Consider the following 17,632-nt stretch of genomic DNA (forward strand, 5'->3'; position numbering starts at 1 on the left):
CCCCCCCCCCCCCCCCCCCCCCCCCCCCCCCCCCCCCCCCCCCCCCCCCCCCCCCCCCCCCCCCCCCCCCGACTGCGTGGGGGCTAAAGACGGGCGCGGCGACCGACGGTCGCCCGCTCGTCTTCGGTATTCGTCCCGAGGACGTCTATCTCGAGACCGGCGCGCCGGTCGAGGCGCGGGTCCATGACGTCGAGAACCATGGCGTCGAGAAGATCCTGACGCTGCGGGTCGGTGACGCCATGCTGCGCGCCACCGTGCCGGCCAGGACCGACGTCAAGATAGAGCAGCCGGTGCGCTTTGCCTGGAACCCGGACAAGGTGGTGCTGTTCGACAAGGGCAGCGGAATAAGCCTGCGTCACGCCGGCTAAGTACAAGCCTCTTTGCTGCAGCTAGAGCGGGATGCGTTCAAGGTGAACCGTGCATCCCGCTCTATCCATGTGTTTTAGCCGCATTTGTGCGACGTCGAGTGATTCCCTTGGCTGCAAAATGCTCTAGTCTTCCCGTCATCCCCCATACGGGGGATGCGGATGCTCCGATTTGTCGAATAGGCTGATTCTTTGGTCCCAAACGGGCTTTGCAAACCCAATTTGGAGGCCCAAAAACGGAGGGTTGGCTATGGGAAATCTATTTCGCGGTTTTGCGACGATCCTACTCGTCGCCGGTATGGGATTGTCGGCGGCGCATCTGGGCGAGGCGCAGGCAGCCAAGAAAGTTGTCGCCGGCGCGAAGGTCGACGCCAAGAAGATCAAGGATCTCAACGGCACGGTCAATCTGTCCACCAGCGACTGCAAGCTGTTGTTGAGCGGCACCGTGGTGGAAGTCTCGGATGGCAGGTGCGGGGCCTCCGGCAAATATTGCAAGAGCAGCGCCGGCTCGGCCTGCATCACCGAGCAATAAGCCGGCCAACGTTTAGCCGGCCTGGCGGATCTCCGCCTGTTCCTCGGCCCGGAAATGGCTGGGCGGCGACCCGATGACCCGTTTGAAGGCGCGGCTGAAGGAGGCGTCGGATTCGTAGCCGAGGCGCGCCGCGACGACGGAAATCTTGAGCCGGTCGCGGACCAGCCATTGCCTCGCCTGGTGCATCCGCACCTGCGTGACGTACTTTGCCGGTGTTTCGCCGACAATGGTTGCGAAGCGCTCGGCGAAACCTGATCGCGAGGCACCCATCATCTTCGCCAGAGCCTCCACCGTCCAGTCGCGGTTCGGTTCCAGATGGATCGCGGCCAGCACCCGGCCGATCTCGCGGTCCCTCACCGCCGCGATCCATCCGGAAGAGTCGCCGCAGCCGCGCTCGACCCATGAGCGGATGACGGTCGCGGCGAGCACATCGGCCAGCCGCGCCAGGATGCCGCCGGAGCCGACGCGCTCCATCGTCACCTCGCGAGCCATCGCCTCCAGCAAATGCGGGATGCCTGGCTCATAGGCTTCCAACTCATGCGCGCGCATCACGTCCGGCATCATGCCGAGCAAGGGGTGCAAGCCATCGAGATTGAAATACATGCTGCCGAAAAACAGCAAGGTCCCCGGACGGCAGCCGGGCACGCCGTCATTCGACATGCAATAGACATTCTTGCAGATTTCCTCGACCTCATAGCCGTGGATCGGCGCCGCCTCGGTGCCCGGCTCACTTGCCAGCGTGTGGGCTGAGCCGCGCGGCAACAATACCGCGTCGCCCGCCTTCAGTTCCACCCATTCGCCGGACGGCTGCAGCAACCAGCAGCCTTTGCGGCCGATGAAATGAAACCGTGCCGCCGCCTGAGCCGGAAAATGGATGCCCCAGGGTTCCTTCATCTCGCAACGGCCGTAATCGACGCCTTCGAGGCGCAATCCGCGCAATATGTCTGTCAGCGGATCGCCGGTGATTGGAATTTTGGACGAACGGTCAAACATAATGGTGTTTCTAGCATGGAAACTCCAGACAGTCACTCCCTATGTTGCACTGCAGCCAGATGCTGCGCTGCAACCAGATCGGAGATCCCTCATGACCGAACCCGCGATAGGCGTCATGGACGCCGTTCTCGACCCATCGGAAACCGGCGAACGATCCGAGCCCGCATGGGGGGCGGTGGTCTCCCTGGCGCTCGGAGTCTTCGGCCTGGTGACCGCGGAGTTTCTGCCTGCCAGCCTGCTGACGCCGCTTGCGCAGGATCTCGGCATTACCGAAGGCGCCGCCGGGCAGGCGGTAACGGCCACCGCCGTCATTGGCGCGATTGCCGCGCCGACAATGGCCATTGTCACCAAGCGGCTGGACCGCAGGCTGGTCATGTGGGCGCTGACGGTGCTGCTTGTGCTGTCAAACCTGGTGGCCGCGTTTGCGTCCTCGCTTCCCGTTCTTCTGATTGCCCGCATCATGCTCGGGATCAGTCTTGGCGGCTTCTGGTCGATGTCGGCAGCCATGGCGATGCGGCTCGTTCCGATGCGGCTGATGCCGCGCGCCATGTCGATCATTCTCACCGGCGTTTCGGTGGCGACGGTCTGCGCGGCTCCGGTCGGCGCCTATGTCGGCGACATCTGGGGCTGGCGGACGGCGTTCATGATCGCCGCCGTGGTCGGTGCGCTGGCGCTGCTGGTGCAGGTGGCTACCATTCCGAAGCTGCCGCCAGCAGGTACGGCAGGTTTTCGCACGCTGCTGGAGGTGATGAAGCGGCCGATGATCAGGGTGGCACTGCTGGTGGTGCTGCTGGTCGCCTCGGGACATTTTGCCGGCTTCACCTATGTCCGCCCGTTTCTCGAGAAGGTGCCCGCGCTGGACATCGAGACGATCTCGCTTGTGCTGCTCGCCTACGGCATTGGTGGCTTCTTCGGCAATTTTGCCGGCGGCTTCATTGCCGAACGCAGCCTCAAGGCAGCCGTCAGCCTGGCGCCCCTGCTGATCGCGTTTTCGGCGCTCCTGCTGCTGGTGGTCGGAGGTTCACCCGTCGTGGCTGCAATAGCAGTGGCCAGCTGGGGCTTTGCCTTCGGCGCCGTCCCAGTCGGGCTGCAGACCTGGCTGGTGCGGGCCGCCCCCGATCAGGCGGAAAGCGCCGGTGGGCTCATGGTTATGACGTTCCAGGTCGCCATCGCGTTGGGCGCCGTCTTCGGCGGCCTGCTGGTCGACAATACCGGCGTTGCCACCGCCTTCGCCTATTGCGCGGCGGCGACGTTGCTTGCGGCACTGGCGGCGTTCTTCCTTGGCCCCAAGCCGATCGACGACCCCAAGGCCTAAACGGAACGGCCGTCGAAGTCGAAGACCGGCACGGCGGCGACGTCCAACGCCTCGATGCAATTAATATTGATATAGGCACTTCGCCCGCTCCCTTCGCCGACATCCTCGGCGAAGGGGTGAATGCCGCAGCTGCGGCAGAAGCGGTGGGCGATGACATGGTTGCCGAAGCTGTAGCGGCCGAGATCATCGCCCCAGGCAAGCACCCGCATGCTCTCATGCGGAACTGCCCATAACAGTGCACCCTTGCGCGAGCAGATCGAGCAATTGCATCGAACGGCTCCGGTCAGCTCGCCTTCGACCTCGAACGCGACCTTGCCGCAGTGGCAGCTGCCTTGGTAGAGCATCGGGCCTTCCTCCTTCGGTTCGAGAGGTGCAAATCCGACCGTGCCGGGCTATGTCTCCTGCGGCCAGTTTCTGGCTGCTACCTTAAGACGTTGCAAGCGCGCGGAGTCCGACACCGAAAAATGCAATCAGCCCGCGATCACCTCGAAGCAATTCTTTCGCCTCTTGCCGCTCGCGTCGACGATGAGAGGGTTTTCGTAAAGCTCTACCCGGAAGCCGCACGGGCGGCGGCGGACGCCGCCGATGCGCGGCGAAAAATCGGCGTCACGCTCGGGCCGCTCGATGGGGCGATCGTCTCGATCAAGGATCTGTTCGATGTCGCCGGCGAGCCGACCACGGCCGGCTCTCTGCTGCTCGCCAACGCAGCGCCGGCGCTGCGGGATGCCATTGTCGTGCAACAGTTGCGCCAGGCCGGTGCAATCATCCTCGGCAAGACCAACATGACCGAGTTCGCCTTTACTGCGATCGGCGTCAATCCACATTATGGCACGCCCGGCAATGCTAGCGATGCCAGCCGTATTCCGGGCGGCTCCTCCTCAGGCGCCGGCGTTTCGGTGGGCGAAGGCACCAGCGAAATCTCCATCGGTTCCGATACCGGTGGTTCGGTGCGCATTCCGGCATCGCTGAATGGCGTCGTCGGTTTCAAGCCGACTGCGCGGCGCGTGCCGCTTGCGGGTGCGTTTCCGCTGTCAGCCACGCTGGACTCGATCGGTCCGCTGGCCCGCACCGTCGCCGAATGTGCGGCGGCCGATGCAGTGATGTCGGGCGAAAACCTGGCGGCACTGTTGCCGCTGCCGCTGGACGGCCTGCGCATCGGTATTGCGCGCGGCGTGCTGTTCGATGATACGCAGGAAGAGGTCGCGACGACGTTCGACCGGTGTCTGCGCAAGATAGAGCTTAGCGGCGCACGGCTTGTGGAGCTGTCGATCGACGACCTGCTTGCCGATCTGCGCGTGGCAACCCAACGCGCGTCGATCGCGGCGATGGAAGGGGCGGAGATCCATGCCGACTGGCTGGCGACGGGAGCGACGAGGCCGGTCGACCCGCGGGTAAGCGGGCCATTGTCGCGCGCCGCCGCCATTCCGGCCACGGTCTATATCAGGGCAATGCGCCGCCGCACGGCGCTGGCCGCCGCGATGGATGACCGGCTGGCGTCGGTCGACGTGCTGGCCCTGCCGACCACACCGGTGACGGCGCCGACAATCGTGTCGATGACCAGCGACGAGGCGCTGTGCAACAGGACGGAAGGCCTTCTGCTGCGCAACACGCAGGTCGCCAACCAGTTCGATCTATCAGCCATCTCGCTGCCGATGCCGGGAATGACGCGTCCTGCCGGGCTGATGCTGGTGGCGCGCAATGGCCATGACGACCACCTGCTGCGCATCGCAGCGGGCGTGGAGGGGCTGCTTGCAAATTGATCGGATAGCGCGTGTCAGCGCGACGAGCAGTGGCCGCGTTCGCTGTCCTTGGCGGCGCGTTCGATGCTGGTGGCGACCAGCCAAGGCAGGGTGTACCGCTTGCCGTTGAAGGTCCGGGTGCGGTTCTCGATCGAGCCGACAACAATGACCTTGCCGGCATAGAGCTTGTCTGAAAGATCGAGCGCCTTGTCTTGCTGCGGCAGGCGATCGATGTCGATTGAAACGCCTTTGATGAGCTTCCCAGCAGCGAGGTCGAGTGCGCTGTTCGATGGACAGGGTGCCGCCACGCAGCGTATGCCGTTGTCGCAGAACACGTAGCTACCCTGTCCGTTGGCGAAGGCTTGCGCCGTCGCCACGCAGAAGCCGGCGGTCAGTAGGAATTTTGTGACGCTTGCCATGCCGGCACCATCGCCGGCGAATTCGGGAAAATTGGGGCGCTTTCAGAAATCGGCAGGGAACCGCCGCCGGTAGTGCTCGACCACTTCGGGGTTGCGCAGATTGACCGGCAATCTGTTGGCCAGCACCAGCAAGGCTTCGCCAGCCGCGCCGACGCCCATGCGCATCATCGACTGCTCGGTAATCCCAGCCATGTGCGGGGTGACGATGACGTTGTCGAAGCCGAAATAAGGATGGTTGGGCGGTAGCGGTTGTGTAGCAAAAACGTCGAGCGCAGCGCCGCCGATCCGGCCCTTCTGCAAGGCCTCGATCAGCGCGTCGTCATCGATCACCGGCCCGCGCGAAACATTGATCAGCAGCGCATCCGGCTTCATCCGCTCAATGCGCTCGCGGCTGATCAGCCCCCGTGTTTCGGGCGTCAGCGGGCAGCACAGAACGATGATGTCGCTCTGCTCGATGAGTGCATCGATCGACAGGAAGCCGACCCTGTCCGGCGCCGGCCGCATGCTGCGCGTCGTCGCCACCACATTCAGATCGAACCCATGGGCGGCGATGTGGCCAACCGCCTGACCGATCGCGCCGAGGCCGACAATGCCGATCGTCTTGCCCGCTAGCTCGCTGGCCACCACCGTGTGTTCGCGGCCCGCCAGCCAGCCCTTCGCACGCAAGTCGCGGTCCAACACACGGAAGCGCCTAAGCAGCGCCAGCGCCGCGAACATCACATATTCGGCGACAGATCGCGCGTTCACCCCCGGCACATTCGCCACCAGCACGCCGGCCGCATTGGCCGCTTCCATCGGTACCATGTCCAGCCCGGCGCCGTGGCGGATCGCGGCCCTGAGCTTCTTCGCGCCTTCGAAAAGCGCCGCAGGCAAGGGAGCGCGAACGATGATGACATCGGCGTTCCTCGCCTCGGCGGCCAGCGTGGCCGCATCGAGGGCGGAAGCAACGACGAGTTCGCCGGCCCCGGTCAGCATGGAAGCGGCACGAGGGTGCAGTCTGTGTGTTGACAGGATCTTGGGCATTTCAGGCCTTTTCGAGCGCAGGGCTTTCCGGTTCCGCCCCACGCCCCTCGATCAGCCCCTTCCAGTAGCTTTCCGCGCCTTGCAGGTGGGCGCTCATCAGCGCCTGGGCGAGATTGCCGTCGCGGCGCAGCAGCGCCTCGTAGATCTGGATATGCTCGGCATGGGAGCGCACGCTGCGTTCGGGATCGTTGAAATAGATCGGCAGGCGCAGCTCACCCATCATGTAGTAGACGCTGCAGATATTGTGGAAGACGCTGTTCTTGGTCGCCCGCACGATCTCGAGGTGGAACTCGCGGTCTTCCCGGGCAAGCCCTTCACCGGCGGCGATGCGATCCTCGGAGGCCTTCAGGATCTCGCGCAGCCGCTCGAAATTCTCCTCGGTGGCGCGTGAACAGGCAAGTTCGGCGGCCTTGATCTCGTGGATCTTGCGCAACTCGACCGTCTCGTAGATCTGGACGGGATCGAGCGGCAGGCCGGCGCGGGCGAACAGCGCCATCGCCTCGACGCTCGCCTGCTTCGTATCGATGTAGATGCCGGATTTCGCCCGTCGCTCGACGATGCGCATGGCCTCGAGAATGGCCAGCGCCTCGCGGATCTGGCCGCGGCTGACGCTGAAATGCTCTGCCAGTTCGCGCTCCGACGGCGTGCGGCCCGTCTCCTTGTCCGAATGGGAGAACAGATAGGCGGCGAGTTCCGCGAGAAGGTTCTTTTCTTTCATGTCAGCCGTGTTGCGCGTGCGCCTCCAGGAACCGCTCCGAAATGGTGAATCCCAGCCCGGGTCTATCAGGGATCGCTACCATACCGTCCTTTGCTTCGACAGTCTCTTCGATCAGATCGTGGATCATCGGGTTGGCGCCGAGCGAATATTCGACGGTGAAGCTCGCCGGTGAAGCAGCGCAGACATGCAGCCCGGCAAAGAAGCAGGGCGCGCCGGCCCAAAGATGCGGCGCAAAGCGCAGATTGAAGGCGCTGGCGATGGTGCCGATCTTCATCGCCTCGCTGATGCCACCGCAAAAGGCCGGATCCGGCTGGAAGATATCGGCGGATTTGAGCACGGCGAGGTCGCGGAAGGCATAGCGCGTCGCCTCGCTTTCGCCGGTGGCGATCGGGATCGAACCGCAGGCGCGCACCTCGGCCATGCCGGGCTTGTCGTCGGCAATCACCGGCTCCTCGAACCAGGCGAGATCGAGGTCGCCGGCGAGATGGATAAAGCGCTTGGCTTCGGCCACCGTGTAGGTGCCGTGCGCGTCGACCATCAGGTCGATATCGGGACCGAGCGCCTGTCTGGCGGCACGGACGCGAGCGGCCGAGATATGTGGGGCGCCGTCCATGGCGCCGACGCGCATCTTCAGCGCCTTGAAACCGCCCTTGGTGATGTAGGACTGCAGCTGGTCGCCGATGGCTTCCGCAGTGGCCCAGCCGCCGGAAGCATAGGCCGGCATGCGGTCCAGCTTGCGGCCGCCGAGCAGCCGCCAGACCGGAACGCCGAGCGATTTGCCAAGAATGTCCCACAATGCGATGTCGACGGCGCTGATAGCGGCGATGCTCATGCCGCGTCGCGCCAATTGCGGCATGGCGTGGCCGGCGCGAGCGGCGCTGTCGTGGCGCGTGCCATTATAGAGCATTTCCCATATGACGCCGATGTCAGCCGGGTCGCGGCCGACCAGCTGCGGGCCGACCTCGTAGTTCAGCAAATGGACAAGGGCGCCGTAGCTGCCGGCGCTGCCGGCGGCATTCTTGCCCTCGCCCCAGCCGACCAGCCCGTCGTCGGTCTCGATGCGCAGGATGGCGGCGTCGAACGTCGCCACCTGACCGAAGTCGCTGCGGTGCTGCTTCGCGGCTTCGATCGGTATGCGGACCCACCAGGCTTGGACCGTCTTGATGCGCATGTTCATCCTCGGCCCGGCCGCGGTGAGGCGGAAGGGCTTTTCCAAACGGGTCGGCTACTTGATCAGCGGCAGCAGCGTTTCCGCGTTGATGCGCATCTGGTCGGTGTAGAATTTCTCCGTGAGCACGCTGGAGCCGTGGTCCTGAATGAATTTCAGCTGCTCCGGCGAGATGTCGACGGGGTTGCGTTCGACCATGTCGGGATAGGGGGCAGCCGGCGTGCGGTCGACGGGGGCGACGAATTCATTGGTCAGCGCGCCGTCATAGCCGATCTCCTTCAGCGTGCCGACGATCTTCGGCCAGTCGATCTGCCCGAGGCCGGCGGCGAAGCGGTTGTTGTCGGCGACATGGAAGTCGTACAGGCGCTTGCCGACCTGCCGGATGGCGTCGTAGACGTTAAATTCTTCCATGTGGATGTGGTAGGCGTCGAGGCAGACGCCGCATTCGGGACTGACCGCATCGGCCAGCGCCAGTGCCTGGGCGCCGCGGTTGAACAGATAGGTCTCGAAGCGGTTGAGCGGCTCGACCGCGATCTTGACGCCGACCTTCTTGGCGTGGGTGAAGCATTCCCGGGTGGCGTCGACCACCCATTTCCACTCCTCTTCCTCGGTGCCGTCCGGCACCACCTTGCCGACGGTGGCCGGAACCAGCGTGATGATCTCGCCATCAAGTTCGCTGACCATGGTCAGCACGTCCTTGACATACTGCACCGAGCGCTCGCGCTGGCCCTGGTCCTTGGCGGCGAGATTGCGCTCGCCCAGCATCAGCGTCACCGCTCCCCAGCAGCGAATGCCGTACTCGTTCAACAGTGCGCGCGTCTCCTTGGGCTTGTACTGTTCGGGTTCGCCGGAGATCTCGATCGACTCGTAGCCGAATTTCTTGATGCGCTTGAGCGTCGTTTCCAGCGGCTCCGCCCGCATCCAATTGTGCGTCGAAAGATGCATGGTCTATCCTTCCCAGAATCGCCTGTACCAGTTCGCCTGCGGCGCACTCTGCCGAAGCGTGCCGCATGATTCCTCCCCAAGGCGTCCCAGCATTTCTTGGCAAACTGGTTCGACCAATTGGGCCTGATGGGAGGTCTACAGTAATTTCATCTGGACGGCAAGAACTGCTGCCATCAAGCGTTGGCTCCTGTCTATGCTATTGATTACACTTAAACATGTGGCCTAACTCGGCATGGTTGCAGGACCGTCGCAGCGCGTCAAATGGCTTGACCAGATTTCGGCATTTGGTAATACCAGAATAGCAGCGCTGAGCGCGCTGTGCAAAGAGACCAAAGACGCTGGCCCTGTTTTCAATCGGCGCTATGCTTGGTCGTGAAACATAGGGAGATGCCGATGCCGACGACGATGAAGGGGCCTGGTCTGTTCTTGGCGCAGTTTGCGGGCGACGCCGCGCCGTTCAATTCGCTGGGCTCGATCACCAAATGGGCGGCTGGTCTGGGCTACAAGGGCGTGCAGATCCCGACATGGGACGCTCGACTGTTCGATCTCGAGAAGGCAGCCTCCTCCAAGGCCTATTGCGACGAGGTGAAGGGCATCTGCGCCGATGCCGGCGTCGAAATCACCGAACTGTCGACGCATCTGCAGGGGCAACTGGTGGCGGTGCATCCCGCCTATGACGCGCAGTTCGACGGCTTTGCGCCGGCTGCGGTGCACAACAATCCAAAAGCCAGGCAGCAATGGGCGGTCGAACAGATGAAGTTCGCCGCCAAGGCGTCGAAGAATCTCGGGCTCAAGGCGTCGGTGTCGTTTTGCGGCGCGTTGGCCTTCCCATACCTCTACCCATGGCCGCAGCGGCCGGCGGGACTGATCGAGGAAGCATTTGCTGAGTTGGGCAAGCGCTGGAAGCCGATCCTCGACGTCTATGACGAGAACGGCGTCGATGTCGGCTACGAAATCCATCCGGGCGAGGACGTGTTCGACGGCGCGACATTCGAGATGTTCCTCGATGCGGTCGGCGGCCATAAGCGCTGCAACATCAACTACGACCCGTCGCACTTCCTGCTGCAGCAGCTCGATTATCTCGAATTCATCGACATCTACCACGAGCGGATCAAGGCATTCCACGTCAAGGACGCCGAATTCAATCCGACCGGGCGGCAAGGCGTCTATTCCGGCTACCAGAGCTGGACCAACCGCGCCGGGCGTTTCCGCTCGCTCGGCGACGGGCAGGTGGATTTCGGCGGCATCTTCTCCAAGCTCACCCAATACAATTACGATTCATGGGCGGTGCTGGAATGGGAATGCTGCCTCAAGCACCCGGAGGATGGTGCTGCCGAAGGTGCCCCCTTCATCCAGCACCATATCATCAGGGTGACGGAAAAAGCATTCGACGATTTCGCCGGCGGCACGACCGACAAAAAGGTGCTGCGCGGCATGATGGGGATCTAGCACAGATATCCCTCCCGAGGGGAGGGTGGCCCGGAGGGCCGGGTGGGGTCGGTCCATGCCGAGCTTCATGCCCGGCGACCCCACCCCGCGCTGCGCGTCGACCCTCCCCTCAAGGGGGAGGGGTATCTCAGATAACGAGGGAGAAAATCATGGTTGGCGCATCGAAGACGGAAACGGGAGGCGGTCCGATCCGCTACGGCATGGTTGGCGGCGGACAAGGCGCCTTTATCGGCGCGGTGCACCGCATCGCGGCGCGCATTGATAACGAGTTCGTGCTGGTTGCCGGCGCCTTGTCGTCGAATCCGGAGCGCGCCAAGGCCTCGGCGGCCGAGCTTGGGCTCGATCCGGCACGCAGCTACGGCTCCTATGCCGAGATGGCCAAGGCCGAGGCCAATCGGCCGGATGGCATCGAGGTGGTGGCCATCGTCACGCCGAACAATGTGCACGTGCCGGCCGCCAAGGCTTTTCTCGAGGCCGGCATCCACGTCATCTGCGACAAGCCGCTGGCGACGACGCTGGCCGAGGCAAAGAAGCTGGCGGCGCTGGTCGAAAAGACCGGCAAGGTGTTTGTGCTGACGCATAACTACACCGCCTATCCGATGGTGCGGCAGGCACGCGAGATGGTGGCCAAAGGACAGCTCGGCGATATCCGCATCGTGCAGTCGGAATATCCGCAGGACTGGCTGACCGAAGATCTGGCCGCCACCGGCCAGAAGCAGGCTGCGTGGCGCTCAGACCCCAAGCAGGCCGGTGCCGGCGGTGCGCTGGGCGATATCGGCACGCACGCCTACAACCTCGCCCGTTTCGTCTCCGGGCTGGAGCTCGATTCGTTGTCGGCCGATCTCGATGCGTTCGTACCGGGGCGGCTGCTCGACGACAACATCAATGTGCTGCTGCGCTTCAAGCCGGTCGGCGGATCGCACCCCGCCAAGGGCATGATCTGGGCAAGCCAGGTGGCGCCCGGCCACGAGAACGGCCTGAAATTGCGCATCTACGGCTCGAAGGGCGGGCTCGAATGGGTGCAGGCCGATCCGAACTATCTCTGGTACACGCCGTTCGGCCAGCCGAAGCAGTTGATCACCCGAAACGGCGCGGGAGCGTTGCCCGTCGCCGGGCGCGTCAGCCGCGTTCCGCCAGGCCATCCGGAAGGCTATCTCGAAGGTTTCGCCAACATCTACCAGGAAGCCGCGCGGGCCATTCGTGCGGCGCGCCGGAAGGGCGGCAAGCCGGCTAAGGATGTCGTTTTCCCAACTGTGCAAGACGGCGTCGAAGGCATGGCCTTCATCGAGGCCTGCGTGAAATCGGCGAAGAAGAATGGAGCGTGGACGAAACTTTAATCACTGCGTCCGGTTAACGGGAAGTCCCCCTCACCCGGATGCCAGCCGAATTGCAAGGGCAATTCGGGGCATTCCGATCTCTCCCCGAGGGGAGAGGAGATCGCCTGCGTTGGCGTCTGCATCTTCTCCCCAGCTGGGGAGAAGATGGCCGCGAAGTGGCCGGACGGGGGGCTTGTGGCGAAGTCGCCGGAGGAGCAAGCCCGGCCGTCAAAGGGGAGGGCGTCGATGAAAATCGGCATGTGCATGTTGTTGTGGACGACCAGTGTCACGAAAAAACACGAGCCGTTGTTGAGGGATATCAAGGCGACCGGCTTCGACGGCGTCGAGATACCGGTCTTCTCCGGCACGCCGGACGACTACAAGAAGCTCGGTGAGCTGCTCGACCGCATCGGGCTGCAACGTACCGCCGTCTCGGCGATGGGCGATCCGGCGATGAACCTGATCTCGGCCGACGCCTCGACGCGCAAGGCCGGTATCGACTACATGAAATCGGCGATCGACTGTGCTCAGGCGCTTGGCGCGAACACGTTGAGCGGCCCGCTGCATTCGACACTCGGGGCCTTCTCCGGCAGCGGGCCGACGGCGGCTGAGAAAAAACGTTCGATCGCTTCGCAGCGCGCCATCGGTGACCATGCCGGCAACAAGGGTGTCACCATCGGGCTGGAGGCGCTCAACCGCTTCGAATGCTATCTGCTCAACACGATGGACGATCTGTCGGCGCATATCGACGCGATCGACCGGCCGCACATCAAGGCGATGTACGACACGTTCCATGCCAACATCGAAGAGGCCGACCCGATCGGCGCCTATACGCGCAACCGCAAGAACATCGTCCATATCCATATTTCGGAGAACGATCGCGGCGTGCCGGGCCGCGGCCACGTCCCCTGGAAGGAGACTTTCTCCGCCATTCGCAAGAGCGGCTACGACGATTGGCTGACGATCGAGGCGTTCGGGCGTTCGCTGAAGGATCTGGCCGCGGCCACCAAGGTGTGGCGCGACTTTTCCGAGGGCCCGGAAGCTGTTTACCGCGACGGCTACAGGCATATCAGGAATGGATGGAGGAAGGCGCCCTAACCGCACGCCTGCGCAACGCCCCCCGTCAGCCCTGGCCGGCCTGGATCCGGTTGTAGTCGTGGATCGTCCTGCTCAAGCGGCGGCGCAGGAAATTGGAAATGTTGTCGAAGATGAAAACGACGAGCAGGACCAAGAGCACCATGTAGAAGACATTGGCCCAGTTGGAATTGGTGCGCATGGCCTCCCAGAGCTTCAGGCCGATGCCACCGGCACCGACGGCGCCGATGATCGTCGCGCCCCTGGTGTTGGATTCCCACTGATAGAGTGTCTGGCTGATGAAGACCGGGATCACTTCCGGCAGCACGCCATAGCGCTGCACCAGCAAGCCGTTGGCGCCGGTCGACTGGATGCCCTCGCGTGGCTTGTCGTCGATGTTCTCGAGGCCTTCCGAATAGACTTTGCCGAGCGTGCCGATCTCGGTGAAGAAAATCGCGGCGCTGCCGGCAAGCGGCCCCGGGCCGAAGGCGCGGGTGAAGAACAGCGCCCAGATCAGCATGTCGACCGAACGCATGAAATCGAAGAACCGCTTTAGCACCTGGCTAAGCAGGCCGCTCGGGGTGATGTTGCGGGCGGCGAAGAAGGCGAGCGGGAAGGCAACGATGCCGCCGAGCAAGGTGCCGAGAAACGCCATGACGATGGTCTGGAACAGCTTCGTCCAGACGTCGCCATGCTGCCATTGGGCGTTGTTCCAGATATTATCGGCGGCCAGCGCAATGTTTGATGTGCCCGGCTTGAGCTGGGGGCCGGACACCAGCAACGAGACCACCTCGCCGGGCGACTTGCCGAAGAAGGGCGAGCGTGTGTCGAAGACGAAATTCGCCCAGCCGAGGAAGCGCTTGCGGACCTTGACGCGATCGACGGTTATACGGACCTCGCCGGCAAAGCCCATCCTGGCGACGATCTCATCGTCATGCGCGGTGATCCACTCCGGCACCGGGCCGGATGTTACCGGTTTGCCGCTGGCCAAGGACACCGGCACCGTCTGGCCATTGGCGACCAGCGTCGCCTCGGTCTTGTCGAAGGTGACCGATTTGGCCCGGCCGTCGATCAGGATGGAGTAGGAGCCGTTGGCGTTGGTGATGACCCAATCGGGATGCGGGTCTTCGCCGAGCGCCGAAAAACGCGGGTATCTGGGTGTGATCTGAGGCTGGTCGAGACGGAATTCCGGCTGCAGATCGTAGCTGATCCATTGCGTCAGGAAGAGCGGCAGGCGCTCCCAGTGCGATTCCCTCAGCACTTGCGGCAGGCTGAAGAACCACAAGGCATAGACGAGGTAGAGCAGGATGCCGGCGAACAGCACGAGCGGGCCAAAGCGTTTGTACAAGGGCCGCCGGAACACTTGGGGAAAGCGGTCCTCGATCGACCGCATCTCATCGGCGGTCATTGCGGCCATGGGCAGTCTTCTTGTTGATTTGCCATGATCTTTTCCAAAAACCGGAATCCACTTTTTGGGATCATGGTCAGGCACCCATCATGAATGCCTGCTCGCCGACGAGCTTGCGGCGTAGCCAGGCGGAAAACTGGTCGACGAGGAAGATCGTCGTGAACAGCAGCAGCACCAATGCCAGCGTCTTGGCGCCGAAGCCGCGCGAGATGGAGAGCTTCAGTTCCTCGCCGATGCCGCCACCGCCGACCGCGCCGATAATGGTCGAGATACGCACATTGATCTCGATCCTGAGCAGCGTGTAGGACATGAAATTGGGCAGCACTTGCGGCAGGCCGGCAAAGCGCACGCGCTCGAACCAGTTGGCGCCGACCGCGCGCAGGCCTTCTTCGGCACGCATGTCGATGTTTTCGTTGATCTCGTAGAAGAGCTTGCCGAGGGCGCCGATGGAATGCAGGCCGATGGCGATGATGGCTGCGACCGGGCCGGTCGAGAGGATGGCTGCGAACAGGCCGGCAATGACGATCTCGGGGAAGGCGCGAAGCAGTTCCATGAAGCGCTTGACGACGAGCCTGAGCACCGGACTGGGCGTCAAGTTGCGCGCGGCGATGAAGGAAAAGGGCACCGCAAAGACAAAGCCGATGAAAGTGGAAACCAGCGCCACGTTAAGCGTGGTGAGCATCAGCTCGAAATATTCGGGTAGATAAAAGCCGCCCCAGAGATAGACGCGGCCAAGCGGGAAGTTGAACTCTTGGCTGCCCTTGTCGTGCGGCGATGCGATGTCGAACAGCGCCCGCCAGACGTCGTTCCAGTCCTTGGGAACAAGCCAACCAAGGAAATCCAGTATGTGCGGCAGCCGATCGAAGAAATGTCCGGCATTGGCCTCGTCGGCGAACCACATGGCTGTGCATATGGCGACAAGCAGTGAGCCGATGCCGATCGCCGTGTAGAACCGGCGCAAGGACGTCTGGCGTCGCCAGGCGTCTGCTGCCTGCCGGACCGCGTCTGAACGAATTGTAGCGGCGAAGGTCATACGGGGTCACGAGCGGACACGCAAAAAGGGCGGCGCTGGAGGACGCCGCCCTTTCCGCAATTGTCGTCAGCCGCCGATCGCGGCTTTGCGGGCTTCGACGATGACGCTGTAGAAGTCCGGCTTCACCGGAACATAGCCGGTGAAATCGCCGCCTTCGACGGCCTCGAAGCAAGGCTTGTCCTTGGCCGGCAGGCTGGTGAAGAAGTTGGCGAGCTTGGCGCTCATACCGCCGCCGAGTGCGGTGCGCACGACCAGCGGTCCGTTCGGGATCAAGCCGGAGCGCCAGACTTCGACGAAATCGTTGGGGTCCACGGCGCCCTTGGCGACTTCCTTGTGGAAGGTGCCGGAGGTGTAGCCGTTCTTGAAGTCGCCGATGCCCGAGGAATCGTCAACCGCAACATCGACCTTGCCGTCGCGAACCGCTAGAAGGTTGTTCTCGTGGCCGCCATTGAACTGGGTCGAGGCGAAGAAGGTTTCGTTCGAAGCGCCGGTGTCCTTCGGGATCTGGGTCAGCGGGATCAGGTAGCCGGAGGTCGAATCCGGGTCGGCATAGCCGAGCTTCTTGCCCTTGGCCGACTTGATGTCGGTGATGCCGGACGACTTCAGCGCAAGGCCGATCGAATAATAGCCGGTCGCGCCGTCGGTCTGCTGGGTGGTGAGGATCGGGGTCACGGCGTTCGGATCCTTGAGGTAGACGCTGGCATAGCCCGACGCGCCAAGCTCTGCGAAATCGAGCGTGCCGCCGAGCAGGCCCTGGATAACGCCGTCATAGTCGGCGGCCGGGAACAGCGAGACCTTCTCGAAGCCGAATTCGGACTTCAGGTGATCGGCGAGGCACTGAAAGTTGCGCAGCCGGTCCGCTTCGTTTTCACCGCCAAGGATGCCGATGCGGAATTCCTTGATATCCTGGGCGTGAGCGGCGCTTGCCGCGATGGCGAGCAATGAAACGGCACCAAAAACCATCTTCCTGAACATTATCTCTCTCCTGTTGGTCCCGGCCTCGCGCCGGTAGCGTTCGAATTTTTTGACAGGTGCCTTTGACGCGGGCGGGCGATCAGGCCGTTCTCAATATCCCGGGAATGCGGGCTCGAGCGGTCCGGCGGATGCAGCGATTTTCTGTTTGATGGCGACACTGGTGGAGGTGATGGCCTCGGAGATTTCGCCGCCATTGCTGTCGGCGCCGTAGACCATGCGCACGGCCTCGCGGTTGAGGGCTTCGGGCGGGCCGTCGAAGACAACCTTGCCGGCGGCCATGCCGATGATGCGGTTGCAGTAGGTGCGGGCCGTATCCAGCGTATGCAGATTTGTGATGACGGTGATGCCCTCGCGCAAATTGATGTCCTGCAGCGAATCCATCACCACCTTGGCGTTGAGCGGATCGAGCGAGGCAATCGGCTCATCCGCCAGCAACACCTTCGGCTGCTGCATCATGGCGCGCGCAATCGCAACGCGCTGCTGCTGGCCGCCGGAAAGCGTGCCGGCCGGCTGCAGGGCGGTGCGGGCGATGTCGAGGCGCTCGAGGGCTGCAACCGCTTCCGCGCATTCACCGCGGGAGAACATGCCAAACAGGTTGGACAGCGTCGAGCGGTGGTTGAGCCGGCCGAGCAGCACATTGGTAAGCACATCGAGGCGCGGCACGAGATTGAACTGCTGGAAGATCATGGCGCAGTCGCGCTGCCAGCGCCGGAGCGGCGAGCCGCGCAACCCGGAGACCTCGACGCCGTTGAACAGGATGGATCCCTGGCTGGGCTCGATGAGGCGGTTAATCATGCGCAGCAGCGTCGATTTGCCGGCGCCGGAGCGGCCAATGATGCCGACCATCTGGCCTTGCGGAATCGCGATGTGAACATTGCTGACGGCGGTGTTCTTGCCGAACCGGCGGGTGACGCCGCGGATTTCGAGCGTAGCTGACATGGTGCAGGCTCCAGTCCAATCGCAATTGAAGGTCTGTTTACCCTGGCTAGCGCAGCCGCATGAACCTGCAGTGTCGGAACGATGTCAGTTTTGTTACTGCCCACAGCCTGGAGCGGGGCGGGATCAACTCGGCGCGAGAAGCTCGAATGGTGAATGGTGAATGGTGAATAGTGAATAGTGAATAGTGAATAGTGAATGGTGGCAAGAGAGGCTTCCCTAAG

17 protein-coding genes and 1 pseudogene are annotated in these 17,632 nt (G+C 63.2%); 7 read left to right on the forward strand and 11 right to left on the reverse strand.

Going from position 1 to position 17,632, the window contains the following annotated elements:
- Positions 1 to 92: 92 nt before the first annotated feature.
- Positions 93 to 368, forward strand: a pseudogene (locus NKI18_RS02425) (TOBE domain-containing protein); the annotation flags it as partial.
- A gap of 247 nt (positions 369 to 615) precedes the next feature.
- Complete coding sequence (locus NKI18_RS02430; RefSeq protein ID WP_352616617.1) at positions 616 to 897, forward strand: hypothetical protein; 282 nt, start codon at positions 616 to 618, stop codon at positions 895 to 897.
- 12 nt (positions 898 to 909) lie between these two features.
- Here NKI18_RS02430 and NKI18_RS02435 read toward each other — a convergent pair whose 3' ends face one another.
- Positions 910 to 1,890, reverse strand: a complete 981-nt coding sequence (locus tag NKI18_RS02435) for an AraC family transcriptional regulator (RefSeq protein ID WP_352616614.1) — start codon at positions 1,888 to 1,890, stop codon at positions 910 to 912.
- Positions 1,891 to 1,981: 91 nt separating this feature from the next.
- Between NKI18_RS02435 and NKI18_RS02440 the strand changes: the two genes are divergently transcribed.
- Positions 1,982 to 3,205 carry an MFS transporter gene (locus NKI18_RS02440; RefSeq protein WP_352616611.1) on the forward strand — a complete coding sequence of 408 codons (1,224 nt, stop codon included), beginning with the start codon at positions 1,982 to 1,984 and terminating at the stop codon, positions 3,203 to 3,205.
- On the opposite strand, the gene NKI18_RS02445 is transcribed toward NKI18_RS02440, so the two are convergent.
- On the reverse strand, positions 3,202 to 3,549 hold the full coding sequence (locus NKI18_RS02445) for a GFA family protein (RefSeq protein ID WP_023675184.1): 348 nt from the start codon (positions 3,547 to 3,549) through the stop codon (positions 3,202 to 3,204). The two genes, NKI18_RS02440 and NKI18_RS02445, sit on opposite strands and share 4 nt — an antisense overlap.
- A 120-nt stretch (positions 3,550 to 3,669) precedes the next feature.
- On the opposite strand from NKI18_RS02445, the gene NKI18_RS02450 reads away from it, so the two are divergent.
- Entirely contained in the window at positions 3,670 to 4,965 is a 1,296-nt protein-coding gene (locus tag NKI18_RS02450) for an amidase (protein WP_352616607.1), read from the forward strand.
- A 14-nt stretch (positions 4,966 to 4,979) separates the two neighbouring features.
- Here the strand turns inward: NKI18_RS02450 and NKI18_RS02455 are convergent, their stop codons facing one another.
- From NKI18_RS02455 to NKI18_RS02475, 5 genes are read right to left on the reverse strand one after another with little or no spacing between them, the layout of a single operon-like run.
- Positions 4,980 to 5,363 carry a DUF6748 domain-containing protein gene (locus tag NKI18_RS02455; RefSeq protein WP_352616604.1) on the reverse strand — a complete coding sequence of 128 codons (384 nt, stop codon included), beginning with the start codon at positions 5,361 to 5,363 and terminating at the stop codon, positions 4,980 to 4,982.
- 42 nt (positions 5,364 to 5,405) lie between these two features.
- Entirely contained in the window at positions 5,406 to 6,386 is a 981-nt protein-coding gene (locus NKI18_RS02460) for a hydroxyacid dehydrogenase (protein ID WP_352448395.1), read from the reverse strand.
- A gap of 1 nt (position 6,387) precedes the next feature.
- Complete coding sequence (locus NKI18_RS02465; RefSeq protein ID WP_292661187.1) at positions 6,388 to 7,104, reverse strand: FadR/GntR family transcriptional regulator; 717 nt, start codon at positions 7,102 to 7,104, stop codon at positions 6,388 to 6,390.
- A gap of 1 nt (position 7,105) precedes the next feature.
- A complete protein-coding gene (locus NKI18_RS02470) occupies positions 7,106 to 8,275 on the reverse strand; it encodes a mandelate racemase/muconate lactonizing enzyme family protein (RefSeq protein ID WP_023675189.1) in 1,170 nt (389 codons plus the stop codon).
- Between the two features lie 54 nt (positions 8,276 to 8,329).
- On the reverse strand, positions 8,330 to 9,217 hold the full coding sequence (locus tag NKI18_RS02475; RefSeq protein WP_023675190.1) for a sugar phosphate isomerase/epimerase family protein: 888 nt from the start codon (positions 9,215 to 9,217) through the stop codon (positions 8,330 to 8,332).
- A 393-nt stretch (positions 9,218 to 9,610) separates the two neighbouring features.
- Here NKI18_RS02475 and NKI18_RS02480 point away from each other — a divergent pair, with 393 nt between their 5' ends.
- From NKI18_RS02480 to NKI18_RS02490, 3 genes are all read left to right on the forward strand, one after another.
- Entirely contained in the window at positions 9,611 to 10,666 is a 1,056-nt protein-coding gene (locus NKI18_RS02480) for a sugar phosphate isomerase/epimerase family protein (RefSeq protein ID WP_352616599.1), read from the forward strand.
- 149 nt (positions 10,667 to 10,815) lie between these two features.
- Entirely contained in the window at positions 10,816 to 12,003 is a 1,188-nt protein-coding gene (locus NKI18_RS02485) for a Gfo/Idh/MocA family protein (protein WP_352616596.1), read from the forward strand.
- A gap of 225 nt (positions 12,004 to 12,228) precedes the next feature.
- Entirely contained in the window at positions 12,229 to 13,080 is an 852-nt protein-coding gene (locus tag NKI18_RS02490) for a sugar phosphate isomerase/epimerase family protein (RefSeq protein ID WP_352456817.1), read from the forward strand.
- A 25-nt stretch (positions 13,081 to 13,105) separates the two neighbouring features.
- Here the strand turns inward: NKI18_RS02490 and phnE (NKI18_RS02495) are convergent, their stop codons facing one another.
- The 4 genes from phnE (NKI18_RS02495) to phnC all read right to left on the reverse strand — a co-directional run bounded on the left by phnE (NKI18_RS02495) (position 13,106) and on the right by phnC (position 17,411).
- On the reverse strand, positions 13,106 to 14,473 hold the full coding sequence (phnE, locus tag NKI18_RS02495; RefSeq protein ID WP_352616593.1) for a phosphonate ABC transporter, permease protein PhnE: 1,368 nt from the start codon (positions 14,471 to 14,473) through the stop codon (positions 13,106 to 13,108).
- Between the two features lie 67 nt (positions 14,474 to 14,540).
- Positions 14,541 to 15,497 (reverse strand): phosphonate ABC transporter, permease protein PhnE, encoded by a 957-nt coding sequence (gene phnE, locus NKI18_RS02500; RefSeq protein ID WP_352616590.1) that lies wholly within the window; start codon positions 15,495 to 15,497, stop codon positions 14,541 to 14,543.
- A gap of 66 nt (positions 15,498 to 15,563) precedes the next feature.
- On the reverse strand, positions 15,564 to 16,472 hold the full coding sequence (gene phnD / locus NKI18_RS02505) for a phosphonate ABC transporter substrate-binding protein (RefSeq protein WP_352616588.1): 909 nt from the start codon (positions 16,470 to 16,472) through the stop codon (positions 15,564 to 15,566).
- A 90-nt stretch (positions 16,473 to 16,562) separates the two neighbouring features.
- Positions 16,563 to 17,411 (reverse strand): phosphonate ABC transporter ATP-binding protein, encoded by an 849-nt coding sequence (gene phnC, locus NKI18_RS02510; RefSeq protein WP_352616585.1) that lies wholly within the window; start codon positions 17,409 to 17,411, stop codon positions 16,563 to 16,565.
- Positions 17,412 to 17,632 lie beyond the last annotated feature (221 nt).

This window comes from Mesorhizobium sp. M0800 (genome assembly GCF_040320095.1).
Classification (GTDB): domain Bacteria; phylum Pseudomonadota; class Alphaproteobacteria; order Rhizobiales; family Rhizobiaceae; genus Mesorhizobium.

What these genes read in the sequence shown, in the direction of transcription:
- NKI18_RS02460 (WP_352448395.1), bottom strand. Translation starts at nt 6,386, where the DNA reads ATGCCCAAGATCCTGTCAACACACAGACTGCACCCTCGTGCCGCTTCC.
- NKI18_RS02485 (WP_352616596.1), top strand. Translation starts at nt 10,816, where the DNA reads ATGGTTGGCGCATCGAAGACGGAAACGGGAGGCGGTCCGATCCGCTAC.
- NKI18_RS02480 (WP_352616599.1), top strand. Translation starts at nt 9,611, where the DNA reads ATGCCGACGACGATGAAGGGGCCTGGTCTGTTCTTGGCGCAGTTTGCG.
- NKI18_RS02450 (WP_352616607.1), top strand. Translation starts at nt 3,670, where the DNA reads ATGCAATCAGCCCGCGATCACCTCGAAGCAATTCTTTCGCCTCTTGCC.
- NKI18_RS02470 (WP_023675189.1), bottom strand. Translation starts at nt 8,275, where the DNA reads ATGCGCATCAAGACGGTCCAAGCCTGGTGGGTCCGCATACCGATCGAA.
- phnD (WP_352616588.1), bottom strand. Translation starts at nt 16,472, where the DNA reads ATGTTCAGGAAGATGGTTTTTGGTGCCGTTTCATTGCTCGCCATCGCG.
- NKI18_RS02445 (WP_023675184.1), bottom strand. Translation starts at nt 3,549, where the DNA reads ATGCTCTACCAAGGCAGCTGCCACTGCGGCAAGGTCGCGTTCGAGGTC.
- phnE (WP_352616590.1), bottom strand. Translation starts at nt 15,497, where the DNA reads ATGACCTTCGCCGCTACAATTCGTTCAGACGCGGTCCGGCAGGCAGCA.
- NKI18_RS02440 (WP_352616611.1), top strand. Translation starts at nt 1,982, where the DNA reads ATGACCGAACCCGCGATAGGCGTCATGGACGCCGTTCTCGACCCATCG.
- NKI18_RS02490 (WP_352456817.1), top strand. Translation starts at nt 12,229, where the DNA reads ATGAAAATCGGCATGTGCATGTTGTTGTGGACGACCAGTGTCACGAAA.
- phnC (WP_352616585.1), bottom strand. Translation starts at nt 17,411, where the DNA reads ATGTCAGCTACGCTCGAAATCCGCGGCGTCACCCGCCGGTTCGGCAAG.
- phnE (WP_352616593.1), bottom strand. Translation starts at nt 14,473, where the DNA reads ATGGCCGCAATGACCGCCGATGAGATGCGGTCGATCGAGGACCGCTTT.
- NKI18_RS02465 (WP_292661187.1), bottom strand. Translation starts at nt 7,104, where the DNA reads ATGAAAGAAAAGAACCTTCTCGCGGAACTCGCCGCCTATCTGTTCTCC.
- NKI18_RS02475 (WP_023675190.1), bottom strand. Translation starts at nt 9,217, where the DNA reads ATGCATCTTTCGACGCACAATTGGATGCGGGCGGAGCCGCTGGAAACG.
- NKI18_RS02430 (WP_352616617.1), top strand. Translation starts at nt 616, where the DNA reads ATGGGAAATCTATTTCGCGGTTTTGCGACGATCCTACTCGTCGCCGGT.
- NKI18_RS02435 (WP_352616614.1), bottom strand. Translation starts at nt 1,890, where the DNA reads ATGTTTGACCGTTCGTCCAAAATTCCAATCACCGGCGATCCGCTGACA.
- NKI18_RS02455 (WP_352616604.1), bottom strand. Translation starts at nt 5,363, where the DNA reads ATGGCAAGCGTCACAAAATTCCTACTGACCGCCGGCTTCTGCGTGGCG.